15 protein-coding genes are annotated in these 17,841 nt (G+C 62.1%); 10 read left to right on the top strand and 5 right to left on the bottom strand.

What is annotated here, in order from left to right; all coding sequences use genetic code 11:
* Window positions 1–30 precede the first annotated feature (30 nt).
* The 9 genes from uppS (at window position 31) to lpxB (ending at window position 9,819) form a co-directional block, all read left to right on the top strand.
* A complete protein-coding gene (gene uppS / locus IG169_RS21345) occupies window positions 31–723 on the top strand; it encodes a polyprenyl diphosphate synthase (protein ID WP_246717517.1) in 693 nt (230 codons plus the stop codon).
* Entirely contained in the window at window positions 720–1,541 is an 822-nt protein-coding gene (locus tag IG169_RS21340; protein WP_193178286.1) for a phosphatidate cytidylyltransferase, read from the top strand. Before uppS ends, IG169_RS21340 begins: the two co-directional genes overlap by 4 nt.
* 74 nt (window positions 1,542–1,615) lie before the next feature.
* Window positions 1,616–2,764, top strand: coding sequence for an RIP metalloprotease RseP (gene rseP, locus IG169_RS21335; protein ID WP_193178285.1), 1,149 nt, complete (start codon window positions 1,616–1,618; stop codon window positions 2,762–2,764).
* 194 nt (window positions 2,765–2,958) lie between these two features.
* Window positions 2,959–5,298, top strand: coding sequence for an outer membrane protein assembly factor BamA (gene bamA / locus IG169_RS21330; protein WP_193178284.1), 2,340 nt, complete (start codon window positions 2,959–2,961; stop codon window positions 5,296–5,298).
* A 36-nt stretch (window positions 5,299–5,334) separates the two neighbouring features.
* Window positions 5,335–6,408, top strand: coding sequence for a UDP-3-O-(3-hydroxymyristoyl)glucosamine N-acyltransferase (lpxD, locus tag IG169_RS21325; protein WP_343225690.1), 1,074 nt, complete (start codon window positions 5,335–5,337; stop codon window positions 6,406–6,408).
* Window positions 6,409–6,419: 11 nt separating this feature from the next.
* Window positions 6,420–6,899, top strand: a complete 480-nt coding sequence (fabZ, locus tag IG169_RS21320) for a 3-hydroxyacyl-ACP dehydratase FabZ (RefSeq protein WP_193178283.1) — start codon at window positions 6,420–6,422, stop codon at window positions 6,897–6,899.
* A 5-nt stretch (window positions 6,900–6,904) separates the two neighbouring features.
* The gene (gene lpxA / locus IG169_RS21315) at window positions 6,905–7,741 is read left to right on the top strand and encodes an acyl-ACP--UDP-N-acetylglucosamine O-acyltransferase (protein ID WP_193178282.1); all 837 of its coding nucleotides are present in this window, start codon (window positions 6,905–6,907) and stop codon (window positions 7,739–7,741) included.
* A gap of 3 nt (window positions 7,742–7,744) precedes the next feature.
* Window positions 7,745–8,632: an LpxI family protein gene (locus IG169_RS21310; protein WP_193178281.1), complete on the top strand. Its 888-nt coding sequence runs from the start codon at window positions 7,745–7,747 to the stop codon at window positions 8,630–8,632.
* Entirely contained in the window at window positions 8,632–9,819 is a 1,188-nt protein-coding gene (gene lpxB, locus IG169_RS21305) for a lipid-A-disaccharide synthase (RefSeq protein ID WP_193178280.1), read from the top strand. Before IG169_RS21310 ends, lpxB begins: the two co-directional genes overlap by 1 nt.
* 45 nt (window positions 9,820–9,864) lie before the next feature.
* Here lpxB and gltA read toward each other — a convergent pair whose 3' ends face one another.
* The gene (gene gltA / locus IG169_RS21300; RefSeq protein WP_193178279.1) at window positions 9,865–11,154 is read right to left on the bottom strand and encodes a citrate synthase; all 1,290 of its coding nucleotides are present in this window, start codon (window positions 11,152–11,154) and stop codon (window positions 9,865–9,867) included.
* A gap of 179 nt (window positions 11,155–11,333) precedes the next feature.
* Window positions 11,334–12,755, bottom strand: a complete 1,422-nt coding sequence (gene gltX / locus IG169_RS21295; RefSeq protein WP_193178278.1) for a glutamate--tRNA ligase — start codon at window positions 12,753–12,755, stop codon at window positions 11,334–11,336.
* 316 nt (window positions 12,756–13,071) lie between these two features.
* Between gltX and IG169_RS21290 the strand changes: the two genes are divergently transcribed.
* Window positions 13,072–15,300, top strand: a complete 2,229-nt coding sequence (locus IG169_RS21290) for a ComEC/Rec2 family competence protein (protein WP_193178277.1) — start codon at window positions 13,072–13,074, stop codon at window positions 15,298–15,300.
* On the opposite strand, the gene lexA is transcribed toward IG169_RS21290, so the two are convergent.
* The 3 genes from lexA to moaC all read right to left on the bottom strand — a co-directional run bounded on the left by lexA (window position 15,294) and on the right by moaC (window position 17,841).
* Window positions 15,294–16,013: a transcriptional repressor LexA gene (lexA, locus tag IG169_RS21285; protein ID WP_193178276.1), complete on the bottom strand. Its 720-nt coding sequence runs from the start codon at window positions 16,011–16,013 to the stop codon at window positions 15,294–15,296. The two genes, IG169_RS21290 and lexA, sit on opposite strands and share 7 nt — an antisense overlap.
* 104 nt (window positions 16,014–16,117) lie before the next feature.
* Window positions 16,118–17,356: a molybdopterin molybdotransferase MoeA gene (locus IG169_RS21280; RefSeq protein ID WP_193178275.1), complete on the bottom strand. Its 1,239-nt coding sequence runs from the start codon at window positions 17,354–17,356 to the stop codon at window positions 16,118–16,120.
* Window positions 17,335–17,841, bottom strand: a complete 507-nt coding sequence (gene moaC, locus IG169_RS21275) for a cyclic pyranopterin monophosphate synthase MoaC (RefSeq protein ID WP_193178274.1) — start codon at window positions 17,839–17,841, stop codon at window positions 17,335–17,337. The genes IG169_RS21280 and moaC overlap by 22 nt, the downstream gene beginning before the upstream one ends.

The raw sequence follows: 17,841 nt of genomic DNA, 5'->3' as shown, positions 1-17,841 counted from the left end.
GCCGTAATTCCCAGCCATGTCGCCATAATCATGGACGGCAACGGCCGCTGGGCGGCTGCGCGCGGCAGACCGCGTGGTTTCGGGCACAAGGCCGGCGTCGAAGCGGTGCGCAAGACAGTACGCGCCGCCGGTGAACTCGGCATTCGTCATCTCACCCTCTACGCCTTCTCTTCGGAGAATTGGTCCAGGCCGCCGTCCGAGGTTCGCGACCTCCTCGGACTGATGAGGCTGTTCATCACCCGCGATCTTGCCGAATTGTGCGCCAATGGTGTGTGCATCCGCATTCTCGGCAATCGTGAAGGCCTGTCGCCCGATATCCTCGGTCTGATCGAGACGGCGGAAACGAAATCGCGCCACAACACAGCGCTCAATCTCAACATTGCCTTCAACTACGGCGGCCGCGACGAAATTTGCCGCGCCTTTGCCGTCCTGGCCGCGAGATATGCCGCCGAGGGACGCGATCCGAACGATATCAGCGAGGTCGAAATCTCCGAGGCGCTTGATACCGCTGGCCAACCCGATCCCGATCTCGTCATCCGGACGAGCGGCGAGATACGGCTTTCCAATTTCATGCTCTGGCAGGCGGCTTATTCCGAGTTCGTCTTCTTGCCCTGCATGTGGCCGGATTTCGACAGGTCCTGGCTGCAAAAAGCGCTCGACGAATACTCCTCGCGGTCGCGCCGGTACGGCGGCGTACCCGCCGCGAAAGATGTCGCGCTGTGAGCAATCTCAGAGAGCGGGTGCTGTCTGCCCTTGTTCTGGGCGCTGTCGTGTTGTTCGCGACATTGGTCGGCGGTTGGCTCTTTGCGATCGTTTCCACAGCGATTGCGATGCTTGTTTGGGCCGAATGGGTCGACGTCGTCTGTCCGAACGGGGATGACCGGATCCGGCTTCTCGGCTTCTTCTTTCTCGGTCTCGTCTTTCTTGGCGCGCTTGTCGTGCCCAATGGTGCGATGCCGCTCGTCTGGGCTGCCGCGACATTGCTCTTTGCGGTCGCTTCGATGGTGCTTGTCGGCGGACTTTGGTCCGTTGCCGGTTTCCTCTATTCCGGCGGCGCGCTGGTTGCGTTGATCATGCTACGAGAATCCGGGCCGTCCGTGTCCGGCCTCGTGGCGGTGCTCTTTCTGTTTGCAGCCGTCTGGTCGACGGATATCGGCGCCTATTTCGCCGGGCGCCATTTCGGCGGGCCAAAGATCTGGACGGCGGTTTCGCCGAACAAGACATGGTCCGGAGCGATCGGCGGGCTCGTCGCGTCGGTCGTCGCCGCTGAAGCGGTCTTCGCGCTTGCCGGGCTGCGGCCGTTTTACCTAGCGGCACTTCTTGCGGTCGTGCTTTCGGCCGTCTCGCAGGTTGGCGACTTCTTCGAATCGTGGGTGAAACGCCGCGCCGGCGTCAAGGATTCGAGCCGGATCATTCCCGGCCATGGCGGCGTGATGGATCGTGTCGACGGGCTGGTGTTCGCGGCAATCGCATTGTGGATTCTTTCCATTCTCGCGTCCGGTTTTGCGCGGCCATCGGACGCATTCTTTGCGGCGATGTGAAACAAGCGGTGCCTTGCTGACGCCCGAATTGGGTGCGTTTTCGAGCGAACCGGGATCAGGGACGGATGGGTGTGATGGATTTTGTAACAGGATTGTTTTCGACGAACGGCTTTCTGATCGGCACTGTGCTTCCGTTTCTGTTTGTTTTGCTCGTTGTGGTTTTCGTCCATGAACTCGGGCATTACCTGGTCGGCCGCTGGTGCGGTATCGGTGCGAAGGTGTTCTCGGTCGGATTCGGTCCCGAAATCGCCGGTTTCTACGACAAGCGCGGCACGCGCTGGCGGTTGTCGCTGATTCCGCTGGGCGGCTACGTGAAGTTCGTCGGCGACATGAACGCCGCCTCGACGCCGGAGGGCTTCGACGATTCGGACCTGACGCCACAGGAGAGGGCGGTCGCTTTCCAGAACAAGTCTGTCGGCCGCCGCGCGGCGACGGTGTTTGCCGGGCCGGCAGCCAACTTCGTGCTGGCCATTGTCATCTTCACCGCGATTTTCTCGGTCTTCGGGCGCGGCATCGCCGATCCGGTCGTATCCGAAATCCGCCCGGGCAGCGTTGCCGAGCAGGTCGGACTGCAGCCCGGCGATCGGTTTGTCAGTCTCGACGGCATTCCGGTGAAGCAGTTTTCGGATGTGCAGCGTTATGTGTCGGTGCGCGCCGGAACCACCATCGTCATGGTGATGGAACGCGACGGCAAGGAACTGACATTCGATGTCACGCCGAAACTCCTCGATATCAAGGACCGCTTCGGCAACAAGATGGAGCAGGGCGTCATCGGCGTCGTGAACAACGCCAAGACGGGCGGCCACCGCATCGAGAAATACGGGGTCGGCGAATCATTTGCCATGGCGGTGCATGAGACCTGGTTCGTGATCCAGCGGACCGGGGGCTATATCGCGGGCGTCTTCACCGGGCGCGAGAAGGCGGACCAGATCGGCGGGCCGATCCGCGTGGCGCAGATGTCGGGCCAGGTCGCTACGCTCGGATTTGTCCCACTGCTGAATCTGGCCGCAATCCTGTCCATCTCGATCGGGCTGCTGAACCTGTTGCCGGTGCCGATTCTGGATGGCGGGCATCTTGTATTCTATCTGTTTGAAGCGCTAAGGGGGAAACCGGTGCCGGAACGGGCGCAAGAGTATGGCTATCGCATCGGATTCGGCTTGATTCTCGGTCTGATGGTCTTTGCGACCTGGAACGACATTTCGACGCTGTTTGGGGGGAGCTAGGTCGAATTTTAGGCAAAATGTTTACCATAGCTGAAGGTGGCGCGTGACGATTTTGCCACTCGCAGCCGGATCGTAAACGGATTTTAACCTGAACCCTTGCGTGTGAGTTCAAAGGCTGTATTACGGTGAATTCAATGATTTATCTAAGTGACACCCGGTTTGGGGGCGAACACGGGAATAGGGGAAACAACCCAATGAAGCCGGCACAGAAGTTGTTAAGCGCCGTATCGGCCGTGGCATTGGCGCTCACTCCTGCGGTGGGCGGCGGCTTGGCGCTCAACCTCATTTCCGCGAAGGCGGCCCAAGCGGCTGTTGTCAGTTCCATTTCGGTTCGCGGAAACAAACGCGTCTCTGCCGCGACGATCTCGGATTTCGTCGGTTTTAAGGCCGGCAAGAACTATTCGGCGGCCGATGTCGACGATGCCGTCAAGCGCCTGTTTGCGACCGGCTTGTTTTCCGACGTCAATGTTTCCGTTTCCGGCTCGACGCTCGTAGTTTCGGTCTCTGAACAGTCGATCGTGAATCAGGTGATTTTCCGCGGCAATCGCAAGCAGAAGGACGCCAGTTTGCGTTCGGTCGTGCGCCTGCAGCCGCGCGGTGCATTCGACCAGGCGACGATGGACGACGACGTCCAGGCGATTATTGATTCCTACAGCCGTATCGGTCGTAACGATGTGACCGTGAACGCGGAAGTCGTCGATCTCGGCGAGAACCGCGTGAACGTCGTTTTCAATATTCAGGAAGGCGATCGGACGAAGATCACCCAGATCAATTTCGTCGGCAACAATGCGTTCAGTGATCGCCGTTTGCAGAGCGTGATTTCGACGAAGAAATCCAATCCGCTGTCTTGGTTGACCCGCAACGACGTCTATGACGACCAGCGTCTGGCGGCCGACGAAGAACAGTTGCGCCGGTTCTACTTCAATCACGGCTACGCCGACTTCCGGGTTCTGTCGTCTTCCGGCGACATCGATCCGAACACCGGCAACGTGATGATCACGATCGAGGTGGACGAGGGCGAACGCTATGCGTTCGGCAATGTCGACGTAGATAGCACGGTCAGCGGCGTGAGCGCTGATGATCTGCGCGGGACGATCTCCACCCGCAGTGGCGCCACGTACAGCGCCGAGGAGGTCGAGAATACCCTGATCAAGATGTCCGAGCGCTTGGCGGCGGCCGGTTTCCCGTTCGCTGAAGTCACGCCGGTCGGCAATCGTAATTTCGAGACAGGCACGATCGACGTTTCCTACGTCGTCGACCAGGGCCAGCGCGCCTTCATCGAGCGGATCGAAATCGTCGGAAACGCGCGTACCCGCGATTATGTGATCCGGCGCGAATTCGATCTTTCCGAAGGCGATGCTTTCAACCAGATCCTGCTGCGCCGTGCGCAAAAGCGTCTTGAAGCACTGGACTACTTCGAGCGTGTCGAAATCACCACGCGTCCCGGATCTGCGCCGGACCGCGTGATCATCGTCGTCAACGCGGTCGACAAGTCCACGGGCGAGTTCGGCATCGGCGCCGGCTACACAACTGGCGGCACGAGCAGCAACGGCGGTGTCTCTGTCGAGGCAAGCATTCTGGAGCGCAACTTCCTTGGCCGCGGTCAGGCGATCCGCGTCGGCGTGGGCGGTGGCGTGGACAACCGCACCTATAACATGTCTTTCACCGAGCCGTATTTCCTGGGGTATCGCCTTGCAGCGACGGCCAGCGTGTTCCGTCGTACGCAAAACTACAATACCTATGACACGGCGAACCAGGGCGGCTCGATCAGCTTTGGGTTGCCGATCACCGAGGATCTGAAGGCGGATATCGGGTACTCGTTCGATCAGAGCGAATACTCGAACGTCAACACCGCCAGTGCGCCGGCGTCGATTCAGAATGATATTGCGGCCTACGGCACGACCTGGAACAAATCTGCGGTCCGTTATGGCCTGACCTACAACACGATCGACGACGTTCAAGATCCGCATGAAGGTCTCTATCTGCGGCTTTCGCAGGAGGTGGCCGGTCTCGGCGGCGACGCCAAGCATGTGGCGACGACATTCAGCGGAAGCTATTATCATACGCTTTCCGAAGAGGCTGAACTTGTCGGCGCGGTCAAGCTTGGGGCCGGCAACATTACCGGTATCGGCCAGGATATTCGCACGATCGATCATTTCCGCCTCGGGCCGAGCCAGATCCGCGGCTTTGCCTATAACGGCATCGGTCCGATCGAAGGTGGCGCCACTGGCGTGAACGAACATATCGGCGGCAAGACTTTTGTGAATGCGACTGCCGAGGCCCAGTTCCCGCTGCCTCTCCTGGCGCCGGACCTCGGCTTCAAGGGCGCTGTCTTCGCGGATGCGGCCACGCTGTTCGGTCACGACAGTGCCACTGCGGTGAATACGGGCATGGAGTGGCGGGCTTCCGCCGGCTTCAGCGTGATCTGGCAATCGCCCTTCGCACCGTTGCGGTTCGACTATGCTGTGCCGATCGTGAAGGAAGCGACCGACAAGGAACAGCGGTTCAACTTCTCTGTTTCAACCGCGTTCTGATGCGCTGGCCCGGCTTTTGCCGGGCCGTTTTCCCCCGTGCATAGCGACGCTCCCCAATTCCTCAAGATCAGTGAAACGCTGAATGCGCGCGCCATCGCGCAAATGTGCGATGGCAGGCTGGCGGACGACGCTCTTGGCGACAACGCGATAGACGGATTGTCATCGGTAAGCGACGCGCGTCCCGGAACGCTTGTCTATGTGCAGAAACTCGTGGCTGGAGCCGACCTGAGCCGGTTGGCGCACGCTGCCGCGGTATTGTGTACCGAGGACAAATTCGGATCGATCCCCGAAGGGCCGGCGAAAATCGCCGTAAGGGCGCCGCAGGCCGCGTTTGCCAGGATTGGAAGGCATCTCTATCCCGACAGCATCGGCCCGTCCCGCGTGACCGTGTCGGAGGGTTGTCATCCGGAATATCCCGATGCCCGTGTATCCGCACTGGCGGTTATCGAAAGCGGGGCGGTCATCGAAGCCGGCGCTGTTGTCGGTGATCATGCCGCCGTTGGCCGGAACACCGTTATCGGCGCGAATGCGGTGATAGCCGATCACTGCCAGATTGGCCGCGATTGCCACATCGGCGCGGGGGCGGTCATACAATATGCGTTGATCGGCAACGGGGTTCTCGTTCACGGCGGTGCACAGATTGGCCAGGACGGATTCGGTTTTATTCCAGGTGCCGGCGGCCTTGAAAAAATGCCCCAGCTTGGCCGTGTGATCATCCAGGATCGAGTCGAGATCGGTGCGAATACCACGATCGATCGTGGTACGCTTGACGATACGGTGATTGGCGAGGGTACGAAAATCGATAATCTCGTTCAGATTGCCCACAACGTGGTCATAGGGCGGAATTGCGTCATTGCGGGCCACGCCGGCTTGTCGGGCAGCGTGACCCTCGGCGACGGTTGCATGCTCGGTGGCCGGGCCGGTATTGCCGATCATCTGACGATCGGCTCGAACGTCCAGATCGCCGCGGCGAGCGGCGTGATGCACGATATTCCCGACAACGAGCGCTGGGCTGGCGTGCCGGCAATGCCGTTCAAGGATTTCTTCAGGCAGACAGCCAAGTTGCGCAAACTTGCGCTCGCCGATAAGAAGCCGAAACGCGATGAATGACAGGCTGACCTATGACCGATAACACCGAGCGGGAAGCACAACTTGAGACGGCCGATCTCAAGGAAATCATGGAATTGCTGCCGCACCGCTACCCGTTTCTCTTGATTGACCGGATCGTAGACATCGATAGCGGTCGCTCGGCTGTCGGAATCAAGAATGTCACCGTCAACGAGCCGCATTTCCAGGGCCATTTCCCCGGTCGTCCGATCATGCCTGGCGTATTGTTGATCGAGGGAATGGCGCAGACCGCCGGCGCAATCGGCATACGGGCGCTCGATCTGGACAAGCCGGCGATCGTTTATTTCATGACGATCGACAATGCCAAGTTCCGCCGCCCGGTGGTGCCTGGCGATGTCGTCGAATATCATGTCACGCTGGTCAAGAAACGCGGCATGATCTGCCGTTACAGTTGTGTGGCAATGGTCGGCAGCGAAAAAGTAGCGGAAGCCGAAGTCACCGCGATGCTCTCGCCTGAAGACGGGGAAAGCTGATTATCGTGACAAAATCCCAGTCGCCTTCCATCCATCCAACCGCACTCGTTGAGACGGGCGCCGAGTTGGGAAAAGGGGTCAGGATAGGCCCGTTCTGCCATGTCGGCCCGCATGTCGTGATCGGCGACGACGTCGAACTGATGAGCCATGTCGTCGTGACCGGCGATACGGCCATTGGCGCCGGAACCCGTGTCTTTCCGCATGCCGTGCTCGGCGCCGAGCCGCAGAACACGGCATACAGGGGCGAACGCACGAAACTAGTGATTGGACGCAACAACACGATCCGCGAAGGCGTGACGATGCATATCGGCACCGGAAACGCGCGTGGCGAAACGATCGTCGGCGACAATTGCATGTTCCTCGCCTATTCGCATGTCGCGCACGATTGCGTGCTCGGCGATTACGTGACCTTCTCCAACAATGTCATGATCGGCGGGCACACGACCATCGGCGACCGCGTGATCATCGGCGGCGGGGCCGGGGTCCACCAGTTCTGCACGGTCGGTCACCACGCCTTTATCGGCGGCATTGCTGCCGTCGTGAACGATGTCATTCCCTATGGCATGGTTGTCGGGAGCAGGGCCTATCTGGCCGGCCTCAATCTGGTCGGCATGAAACGGTCCGGCATGTCACGGGACAACATCAATGCCCTGCGTCATGCTTACAAGGAACTGTTCGCCGACAATGGGCGGCCGCTCCGCGAAAATGCCCAGCGCCTGCTTGCCGACTATCCCGACAACGAACCGGTGCGCGATCTCGCCGAGTTCGTCCTCAGTGACAGCAAACGTAAATTTGTCACACCGTTGACCGGACGCCGCGCGCGTTTGGAAGACGGCATATGAGACATGGCGCCCGGCTTGCGTGACCGGGCGGCACCGGGCCGCGTTGCAATCGTCGCGGGCAACGGGCGGATCCCGGTCTTTGTTGCTGAACGCCTCGCCGCAGCCGGCCGCAATCCCTTCATCCTCGCGATTGAGGGGGAAGCGGACAGCGAACTCCTGCGCTACGAACATGAAACGGTCTACACCACTCAAGTGGGTGTGCTTTTATCCGCATTGCGGCGCGTAAACCCTCAGGAAGTGGTGATGGTCGGCGGCGTGAAGGCGCGTCCCGATTTGTGGCGGCTGAGGCCCGACTGGACGACATTGCGCCTTGCCGCCAGAATACTGCCGAAACTGCGCCACGGTGACGACGCGTTGTTGCGCAGTGTGATATCCATGATCGAGGAGGCCGGATTTCCGGTGCGGGGCGTGCACGAACTGGTTCCGGAATTGCTGGCGGACAGGGGACAAATCGCCGGGCCGCGACCGTCGCGGCGCGACCGGGAGACAATCGCAGTTGCCGTGAAGGGCGCGATGGCGCTGGGCGCGCTTGATGCCGGCCAGGCATGCGTCGCGGTCGGAAAACGGATTGTTGCCCTGGAAGGCGCGGAAGGTACTGACATGATGCTGCAGCGTGTGGCCGAACTCCGCGCGCTGGGCCGGATCAAGGGCAAACGCGGCGGCGTTCTCGTCAAGCTGGCAAAGCCGGGGCAGGACCTGCGGGCGGATTTGCCGACGATCGGGTCTGCGACAGTCGAGAATGCGCAAAAAGCGGGTTTGAACGGCATCGCCGTGCAGGCGGAGCGAGCGCTCATTTCGGACTTCGCAACAACCTGCGACCAGGCGAAAAGGGCGTCTCTCTTTATCGTCGGCATCGATCCGGAGATGCCGGAGAAAGCCGGGGAAGATTGATGGCGGATTCTCGCCCGCTCGTCATTGGGATCGTTGCCGGCGAGCAGTCCGGCGAAAACCTTGCCGTCGATCTGGTCGATGCCATTTCGGCGCGGACCGGCAGCCGGCCGCGGCTGGTCGGCGTCGGCGGAGACCGCTTGCGCGCGCTCGGCCTCGAGAGCGTCTTCGATGCGTCCGAGATCGCGATCACCGGCGTTTCCGGTGTGCTCGCGACATTGCCGCGCTTGCTTGTCCGCATCCGCCAGACCGCATCCGCGCTGATCGCCGCGAAACCCGACGCCATTGTCATGATCGACAGTCCGGACTTCTCGCATCGTGTGGCAAAGCGCGTGAAAAAGGCGCTTCCGGCAACGCCGATCATCAAATATGTCGCGCCGACGGTGTGGGCGTGGAGGCCGGGGCGCGCGCGGGTGATGGCGGAGCATATCGACCACGTGCTTGCGATCCTGCCATTCGAACCGGACGTCATGGAGAAATTGGGCGGGCCGCAAACCCATTATGTCGGCCATCCGCTGGCGGTCGACGCGGATCTCGCCGCCATATGGTCGGCACGCCGCAAGAAGGCCGCTGCCGGCGAAAAGGAAAGCTTCGACCTTCTTGTCCTGCCCGGATCGCGTGCCGCAGAGGTGAGGGCGCTTTTGCCTGATTTCGAAAAGGCCGTCGCGACACTTTACGAACGCGGCCATCGTTTCCGCGTCCTGATGCCGACCCTGCCGCGCCTCGCCGATACGCTGAAGCGCGAAACCGCCGGATGGCGGGTCGGGCCGCTGATCACCTCCTCGCATGAGGACAAGATCGCCGCCTTCCGGACCGCCGATGCCGCGCTCGCCGCCTCGGGTACCGTGCTGCTGGAATTGGCGCTTGCCGGTATCCCGGCGATAAGCTGTTATCGTGTTGACCCGTTCATGCGTCTCGCTGCCTCGATGATCACGATATGGTCTGCCGCGCTGCCGAACATCATCGCCGATCGGCCGATCATTCCGGAATATATCGATTATCTGATCCGGCCCGGCATGCTTGCCCGCCGCGTCGAGGAGTTGGTGACGCCGAAAAGCAAGGCGGCGGCGTTGCAGATCGACGGGTTTCGAACGGTACGTGACCTGATGGCGGTTGAGGAGAGCCCCGGCGCGCGCGCGGCCGGGATTGTGCTCGACGCGATTTCGAACGGTTCTGGTGCCAGGCAATAAAAAACCGGCCATCCCGCAGGACGGCCGGTTTCGGCAATCGGCAAATCAACGCTTGTTTATCGGCAGGTAGTCGCGTTTCGGCGCACCGGTGTAAAGCTGGCGCGGACGGCCGATACGCTGGTGCGGATCCTCGATCATTTCCTTCCACTGCGCGATCCAGCCGACGGTGCGCGCCACCGAGAACAGCACGGTGAACATGTTGGTCGGGAAGCCGAGCGCACGCAGCGTGATTCCGGAGTAGAAGTCGATATTCGGATAGAGCTTCTTCTCGACAAAATATTCGTCGTGAAGCGCGATCTTCTCCAGTTCCATCGCGACCTCGAGCATCGGATCGTCCTTGATGCCGAGTTCGCCCAGAACCTCGTGCGTCGTCTTCTGCATGATCTTGGCGCGCGGATCGTAGTTCTTGTAGACGCGGTGACCAAAGCCCATCAGGCGGAACGGATCGTTTTTGTCCTTGGCCCGCTCGATGTATTCCGGGATGCGATCGACGGAGCCGATTTCCGCCAGCATGTTCAGCGCGGCTTCGTTGGCGCCGCCATGCGCCGGACCCCAGAGGCATGCGATTCCGGCGGCGATGCAGGCAAACGGATTGGCGCCGGACGAACCGGCAAGGCGAACCGTCGAAGTCGAGGCGTTCTGCTCGTGGTCGGCATGCAGGATGAAGATACGGTTCATGGCGCGCGCGAGCACCGGATTGACCTTGTACTCCTCGCACGGCACGGCAAAGCACATGCGCAGGAAGTTCGACGCATAGTCGAGATCGTTCTGCGGATAAACGAAGGGCTGGCCGATATGGTATTTGTAGGCCATGGCCGCGATCGTCGGCATTTTCGCGATCATCCGCATCGAAGCGACCATGCGCTGATGCGGATCGGAAATGTCGGTCGAGTCGTGATAGAAGGCCGACAGCGCCCCGACCGTGCCGCACATGACTGCCATCGGGTGCGCGTCGCGGCGAAAACCGGTGAAGAACCGGTTCATCTGCTCATGCACCATCGTGTGACGCGTTACCCGGAAATCGAAGTCTTCCTTCTGCGTTTTCGTCGGCAGTTCGCCATAGAGCAGGAGATAGCAAACCTCCAGGAAATCGCCGTGCTCTGCGAGCTGTTCGATCGGATAGCCGCGATGCAGCAGGACGCCTTCGTCGCCGTCGATAAAGGTGATTTGCGAGTCGCAGGATGCTGTCGAGGTGAAGCCCGGATCGTAGGTGAAGGCGCCGGTCTCCTTGTACAGAGACGAGATATCGATCACGCTCGGTCCGATTGTGCCTTCGCGTACGGAAAACTCATGCTCTCCACCCGAAAATGACAGTTTTGCGGTATCCTTAGACATGATGTCTCCCTTCTCGGTTTAAAACTTTCACGGAAATGGCGTGAAATATTGCGATGCAACAAGCCTCAGTTATCGTTCTTTTGTGCGGTTTGCTACCTTAATTGCAGCCTGCTGCCAAGCCGGTCGATAGGCCTATGCTGCGTTGCATTATAGGCCTTCGCGAATGCCGGAAAAAGCCGTCAGGGCGCGCAATCGCGTATCCGTGAAAGCGATTCCTCGCGCCCCAGAACGGCCAGCACGTCGAAGACGCCCGGCGACGTGCTGCGCCCGGTGAGCGCGGCGCGCAACGGCTGAGCGACCTTGCCGAGTTTCAGCCCTTCCGCCTCCGCGAAGGCCCGGACAACGGCGTCGATGGCATCGGCGTTCCACTCCGTTACCGCTTCCATTTGCGGCAGGATCTTTCCGAGAACCGCCCGTGCTTCGTCGGTCAGGATGTTGGCGGCCTTCTCGTCGAAATCGAGCGGGCGCTCGGCGAAGAGATAAGCCGCGCTGTCGATCAGTTCCGTCAGTGTCTTCGCCCGTTCCTTCAAACCCGGCATCGCCGCCAGCAATTGCGCACGATGCTTGTCGTCGAGCTTGGCGCGGATCTTCTCGGTACCGTCCAGTTCCGGCAGCAGCGAAACGATGCGTTCGATCAGATAGGCGTCGTCGGCAGCGCGGATGTAGTGGCCGTTGATCGCCTCGAGCTTGGCAAAGTCGAACCGGGCCGCGCCCTTGTTGACGTCGGTGATGTCGAACCATGAAATCATGTCTTCCGTCGACATGATCTCGTCGTCGCCATGGCTCCAGCCGAGCCGTGCAAGGTAGTTGCGCAGTGCTTCCGGCAGATACCCCATGGCGCGGTAGGCCTCGACGCCGAGCGCGCCGTGACGTTTCGACAGTTTGGCGCCGTCCGGGCCGTGAATGAGCGGGATATGCGCCATGTTCGGCACGTCCCATTCCATTGCCTGGAAGATGACCGTCTGGCGCGCGGCGTTCGTCAGGTGGTCGTCGCCGCGAATGATATGCGTCACGCCCATGTCGTGGTCGTCGACGACGACCGCATGCATGTAGGTCGGCGTGCCGTCCGAGCGCAGGATGATGAAATCGTCTAGGTCCTTGTTGGGAAAGCGGACGTCGCCCTGCACCATGTCGCGCACAAGCGTTTCGCCTTCCTGGGGCGCCTTGATGCGAATGACCGGCGACACGCCTTCAGGAGCTTCGGACGGGTCGCGGTCGCGCCAGCGCCCGTCATAACGCGGCGGACGCCCTTCGGCGCGCGCCTTCTCGCGCATGTCGGCGAGTTCCTCCTGGGAGGCATAGCAATAATAGGCCTTGCCCCGCTTGAGCAGGTCCAGCGCGACCTCGCGATGCCGCTCCACGCGGGCGAACTGAGAAAACGGCTCGCCGTCCCATTCCAGCCCGAGCCAATGCAACCCGTCCAGGATCGCCTCAACCGCAGCTTGCGACGAACGCTCGCGGTCGGTATCCTCGATGCGCAGAAGCATCTTGCCGCCGGTATGCTTGGCATAGAGCCAGTTGAAGAGGGCGGTGCGCGCGCCGCCGATATGGAGAAAACCGGTTGGGGAGGGGGCGAAACGGGTGACGACCTCGCCAGTCATGCTGTGCTCCGATTGTCTTGAGTAGCGGGCCTTTGAAGCGGCCTGGTGCGGAATTTGCTGCACGTCTAGCACACGACGCGCCGAGCGCAAGCTTGCGGCCCCTTCCGGCGCGACCGTTGTCTCGCATACGCCGAACGGACGCCCGATGAGTGACACAACGGAAAGAACAGCCGGCACGACGTCCGACGAGCGTGTGTTCCTTCGCCCGCCGGCGGATGATCTTCCGCCGCCGGCCGGTATCGGTGATTTGCCGGAAGCCTTGCGCCGGCGGCGACGTGTCCGATTACCGGCGTTGCCGTCCGCGCGGGCAATCCGGATGGCGGCCTGCCGGTCGTTTCAGGCGGCCTTGCAACGCGAGGCGGGGCTCGGGACGGCGTTCCTTTTCCTGCCGGTCGCGCTGATCTGTGGCGTTCTTGTCTATTTCAGCCTGCCGGTCGAGCCGGCGCCGTGGAACCTCGCGTCGGGTCTCGTGGTCCTCGCTGTCCTTCTGGTTGTCCTGCGCGGCAGTGCAGGCCATGCGCGACACGCAGCGCTTGCCCTGTTTGTCGGTGTTGTGGGTATGGCGCTGGCGCAAGCCCACACCAGGCTCGATCCGACGCCCGTTCTTGGTTCCGACGTGACGACGCGGCTGACAGGGCGCATCCTCGCCATCGAGGAACGCGCAAACGGGCGAACCCGCTTCACCGTCGATGTCATCCGGACCGAGCGGCCCGAATTGCGCTACGCGCCCGACCGGATCCGCGTCACGGCGGCCGGCGGGGCGCAGGGATTTGCGATCGGCGGCGGCATTCACGGAGTTGTGCGGCTGACCTCCCCGTCCGGACCGGCCCATCCCGGCGGTTACGATTTTGCATTCCATTCCTATTTTGACGGATTGGGCGCGAACGGCTTCTTTCTCGGCAAGCCGAAACCGGTGCGGCTTGCCGAACCGGTCCGTCTGCTTGCAAGGGTGACGCTGGCGCTCGAGCGGCTTCGCCAGTCCATCAGCCGGGAAATCCGCCGTTCGGCGCCCGGACGCGCCGGTGCGGTCTCCACGGCGCTCGTCACCGGCAACAAGTCCGGCATCCCGGACGATGTCACCGAAGCGCTGCGCGTCGCCGGACTTGCCCATATCCTGTCTATTTCGGGGCTGCACATGGCGCTCGTGGCGGCGACGGTGATGGCGACGCTTCGGCTCGGCTTCGCCTTCGCGCCGAACTGGTCGTCGCGTCATCCGGTCAAGAAGTATTCGGCCGCCGGCGCGCTGGCGGCGACGGCATTCTATCTCTTTCTTGCCGGCGCCGGCGTCGCCACGCAGCGCTCCTTCGTGATGCTGGCGATCATGCTGCTCGCGCTCACTTTCGATCGCAACGCCGTCACCATGCGCAATCTTGCCCTGGCCGCCATCGCGGTCGTCGTGGTCGCTCCGCATGAGGTGACAGGGCCCGGCTTCCAGATGTCCTTTGCCGCCACGGCAGCCCTGATCGCCGTCTATGCCGGTTGGCAGGACTGGTCGCACCACCGCGAGCGCAGGCGTCCGGACCGTGCCGCGCAATCCCGTACAGCGGCGCTCGCGGGCACTGCTTCTCGCTATGCGTTGGGGATCGCGGTGACTTCGCTGGTCGCCGGCCTCGCGACGGGCATCTTCGCGTCCTATCACTTCGGACGGATCGCGCCTTATGGCCTTTTAGCCAACCTCGCGGCAATGCCGATCGTCACGTTGCTGGTCATGCCGATCGCCGTCGCCGCGGTGGTCCTGATTCCGTTCGGCCTGCACGTCTATCCATTCAAGGCGATGGCCTGGGCGGCCGAGCTGGTGATCGAGATCGCTGAACGGGTGGCCGCCATTTCGCCTGCCGTAAAAACCGGCCAGATGCCACCGGTCGCCTTGCTCGCCTTTGCGGCCGGCCTCGTGCTTGTCTGTCTTTTCTCGACCCGGCTTCGATGGGTCGCCGTCCCGGTCTTCCTCGGCGCGTCGCTGGTCTGGTCCGTGCAGAAACCGCCGCTGGCCGTGATATCGGAGGATGCGCGCCAGTTCGCGGTCCTCGACAGCAATGGCGGCGGGAAAACGGTGTTGCATGTCAACCGGAACCGGCCGAACGCCTTCATTCTCGATCAGTGGAAAGATGCCTACGGCGCATCGGATGTCGTCAAACCCGGCGACTCGGCGGTCATGGCATGCGACGATACGCTTTGCGTCGCGCATATGGGTTCCGCGGATCCGCCGCTTAAGGTCGCCTATGTCGTGGAGCCAATCGGCGGGAAACAGGGGCAGATATCCACGGAGGCGGTCTCCGTCGAAACGGCGTGCGCGCATTACGACATGGTTATTTTCGCAAAAGCCCCGTCGCCGCAAAGCTGTGCGAACGGGACGCCGGTAATTTCGGCGCAGATGCTTGCGCTTTATGGTGCGGCGGAAATCCGCAGGGCGTCCGGAGAAGCGGAAAACGATTTGACTGTCCGGTTTGCCTTGCCCGGCCCGGTCCGGCCATGGCTGGATCACCGACGATATTCACGCCCCGCACGCAATCTGCCCGAATGGCGGCGCAGTGACAGCGCTCAGTAGCGGCGGATGAGCCCGATGAGCCGGCCCTGGACCCGGACGCGGTCCGGCCCGAAGATGCGTGTCTCGTAGGCCGGGTTCGCTGCCTCAAGCGCGATCGAGGCGCCCTTCCGGCGGAACCGTTTCAGCGTTGCTTCCTCGTCATCGACAAGCGCAACGATGATGTCGCCGGCATTGGCGCTCTCGCCCTTCTTGATGATCGCGGTGTCGCCGTCGAATATGCCGGCCTCGATCATCGAATCGCCCTCGACTTCCAGCGCGTAGTGCTCGCCGCTGCCAAGCATGTCCGGCGGCAGGGAGAGCGTGCGCGTCTGGTGTTCGATCGCTGAAATCGGAACGCCCGCGGCGATTTTTCCCATGACCGGGATCGGCACGACGCCGCCATCAGTATTGTCGGCGAAACGGGCAGGCGCTTTCGGCATCGGAGCCGGTTGAGGTTTGCCGAGGCTGCCTTCGATGACGCTGGGAGAGAATCCGCGCCGTCCGCCGGATGGCGCCATGTTGTCGGGAAGGCGGATGACTTCGAGGGCTCGTGCCCGGTTCGGCAGCCGGCGGATGAAACCGCGCTCCTCAAGCGCCGTGATCAGGCGGTGGATGCCGGATTTCGAGGCGAGATCGAGCGCGTCCTTCATTTCGTCGAAGGAAGGCGGCACGCCGGATTCCTTCAGACGTTCATTGATGAACATCAGAAGCTCGAGTTGTTTGCGTGTCAGCATCGTCTCGCCCTCGTGGAATCAAATATAAACAAACACAGAACGGCCTATATCTGTTCCATATGTGTTCTGCAAGTGTTTAACAATCGTTTAAATGAGAGGCGAATTTAGATCGATTTCAGAAGAATGGAGTCGACGCTGTCGCCGGTGTCGGCGGGTGGCGTTTTCGGCGCCCGTACGATCAGCGCGTCCGACAGCGCGAATGTGCTGATCATGGAGGAATCCTGCAATGCGAACGCCTTGACGTGGAGCGCCCCCGACGCGTCGCGCCACGCTTCGGCGCGCATATAGTCTTCGCGCTTGTCATTGGCCGGAAGCGGCGCGGCAAGGATCGCAGTCTCCCGCCTCTGGCTGAAAGGCCGGTTGCCGAGCTTTTCGATCAGCGGCTTCATGAACAGATGGGCGCAGACGAGTGACGACACCGGATTGCCGGGCAGGCCGAGAATGCGCATCCCGGCATATTGCCCGGACATCAGCGGCTTGCCGGGGCGCATGGCGATCTTCCAGAAGCCGAGCGACATGCCCTTGGCGACAAAGACCTTCTGGACGAGATCGTGGTCGCCGACGGAAGCCCCGCCGAGCGTGACAAGGATGTCGCAGCCCGAATTCTCCGCGCGGTCGAGCGCGTCGGCAAGCTCGTCCTCGCGATCGCGCACGATGCCGAGATCGAGCACCTCCGCGCCGGCATCGCGTGCGATCGCGGCGACGCCATATCCGTTGGAGGCGATGATCTGGCCCGGGCCGGGTTCGGAACCCGGCGGCAGCAATTCGTCGCCGGTGGCGAGGATCGCGACGCGCGGCCGGCGGACGACGGCGAGGGCGGGGTGGTTGGCCGCGGCCGCAAGGCACAAGGCGCCGGCATCGAGCATCGTACCGGCGGCAAGTACGGTCTCGCCCTCGGTGAAGTCGAGCCCGGCCCGGCGAATGTTGCGACCCGTCGGCTCGGCCTGGTTGGCTCGAACGCGGCCGCCGTCGAGCACGGTCACGTTTTCCTGGATGGTGACCGTGTCGGCGCCCGCGGGCACGACGCCGCCGGTAAAAATCCGCACGGCCTCGCCCGGGCCGACGGCGCCCTCGAACGGGTGCCCCGCGGCCACCTCGCCGATTACGGTGAGCTCCGACGGTGCGGTTTCGATATCGGCGGCGCGTATCGCATAGCCGTCCATTGCCGATACGGACATCGGCGGTTGCGTGCGCAGCGCCTTGAGGTCACCGGCAAGGACGCGGCCGCCTGCATTGTCGATGGCAACGGTTTCGCTTTCCAGCGCCCCGGCGTCCGACAGCAGCCGCGCGCGCGCTTCGGCGACGGGTATCAGCGTACCGCTCAATCCGCGCCCCGTTTCCATGTGCCTGACTTTCCGCCGGTCTTGGACAGCAGGCGGACGGGCCCGATTTCCATGCCCTTGTCGATCGCCTTGGCCATGTCGTAGATCGTCAGGCAGGCGACGGACGCGGCCGTCAGCGCTTCCATCTCCACGCCGGTCTTGCCGCTAAGCCGGGCGAGGGCTTCGACCCTCAATCCGGGAAGATCGGGGTGCGGCTCGATGTCGACGGACACCTTGTTCAGTAGAAGCGGATGGCAAAGCGGGATCAGTTCATGGGTTCTCTTGGCGGCCATGATGCCCGCGATGCGCGCCGCCGAGATAACGTCGCCCTTCTTCGCGTTGCCGGCGAGGATCGTATCGAGCGTTTCGCGCGTCATCGTCACGAAACCTTCGGCGACCGCCTCGCGCACCGTGTCGTCCTTGCCGCCGACATCGACCATGTTGGCCGCGCCTTCGGCACTCAGATGGGTGAGATTGCCGGTTGTCCCGGTTTTCGCGTCTGTCAT

The sequence above is a fragment of the Oricola nitratireducens genome, assembly GCF_014904745.1.
GTDB classification, from domain to species: domain Bacteria; phylum Pseudomonadota; class Alphaproteobacteria; order Rhizobiales; family Rhizobiaceae; genus Oricola; species Oricola nitratireducens.
Note: the sequence above shows the minus strand (reverse complement) of the source record. Positions and strands in the feature narration are given on the sequence as shown.

Bases quoted from the DNA above. Each gene is read 5' to 3' on its own strand.
- uppS (WP_246717517.1), top strand. From the start codon at position 31: ATGGACGGCAACGGCCGCTGGGCGGCTGCGCGCGGCAGACCGCGTGGT.
- rseP (WP_193178285.1), top strand. From the start codon at position 1,616: ATGGATTTTGTAACAGGATTGTTTTCGACGAACGGCTTTCTGATCGGC.
- bamA (WP_193178284.1), top strand. From the start codon at position 2,959: ATGAAGCCGGCACAGAAGTTGTTAAGCGCCGTATCGGCCGTGGCATTG.
- fabZ (WP_193178283.1), top strand. From the start codon at position 6,420: ATGACCGATAACACCGAGCGGGAAGCACAACTTGAGACGGCCGATCTC.
- IG169_RS21310 (WP_193178281.1), top strand. From the start codon at position 7,745: ATGGCGCCCGGCTTGCGTGACCGGGCGGCACCGGGCCGCGTTGCAATC.
- lpxB (WP_193178280.1), top strand. From the start codon at position 8,632: ATGGCGGATTCTCGCCCGCTCGTCATTGGGATCGTTGCCGGCGAGCAG.
- gltA (WP_193178279.1), bottom strand. From the start codon at position 11,154: ATGTCTAAGGATACCGCAAAACTGTCATTTTCGGGTGGAGAGCATGAG.
- gltX (WP_193178278.1), bottom strand. From the start codon at position 12,755: ATGACTGGCGAGGTCGTCACCCGTTTCGCCCCCTCCCCAACCGGTTTT.
- IG169_RS21290 (WP_193178277.1), top strand. From the start codon at position 13,072: ATGGCGGCCTGCCGGTCGTTTCAGGCGGCCTTGCAACGCGAGGCGGGG.
- lexA (WP_193178276.1), bottom strand. From the start codon at position 16,013: ATGCTGACACGCAAACAACTCGAGCTTCTGATGTTCATCAATGAACGT.
- IG169_RS21280 (WP_193178275.1), bottom strand. From the start codon at position 17,356: ATGGAAACGGGGCGCGGATTGAGCGGTACGCTGATACCCGTCGCCGAA.
- moaC (WP_193178274.1), bottom strand. From the start codon at position 17,841: ATGACAGACGCGAAAACCGGGACAACCGGCAATCTCACCCATCTGAGT.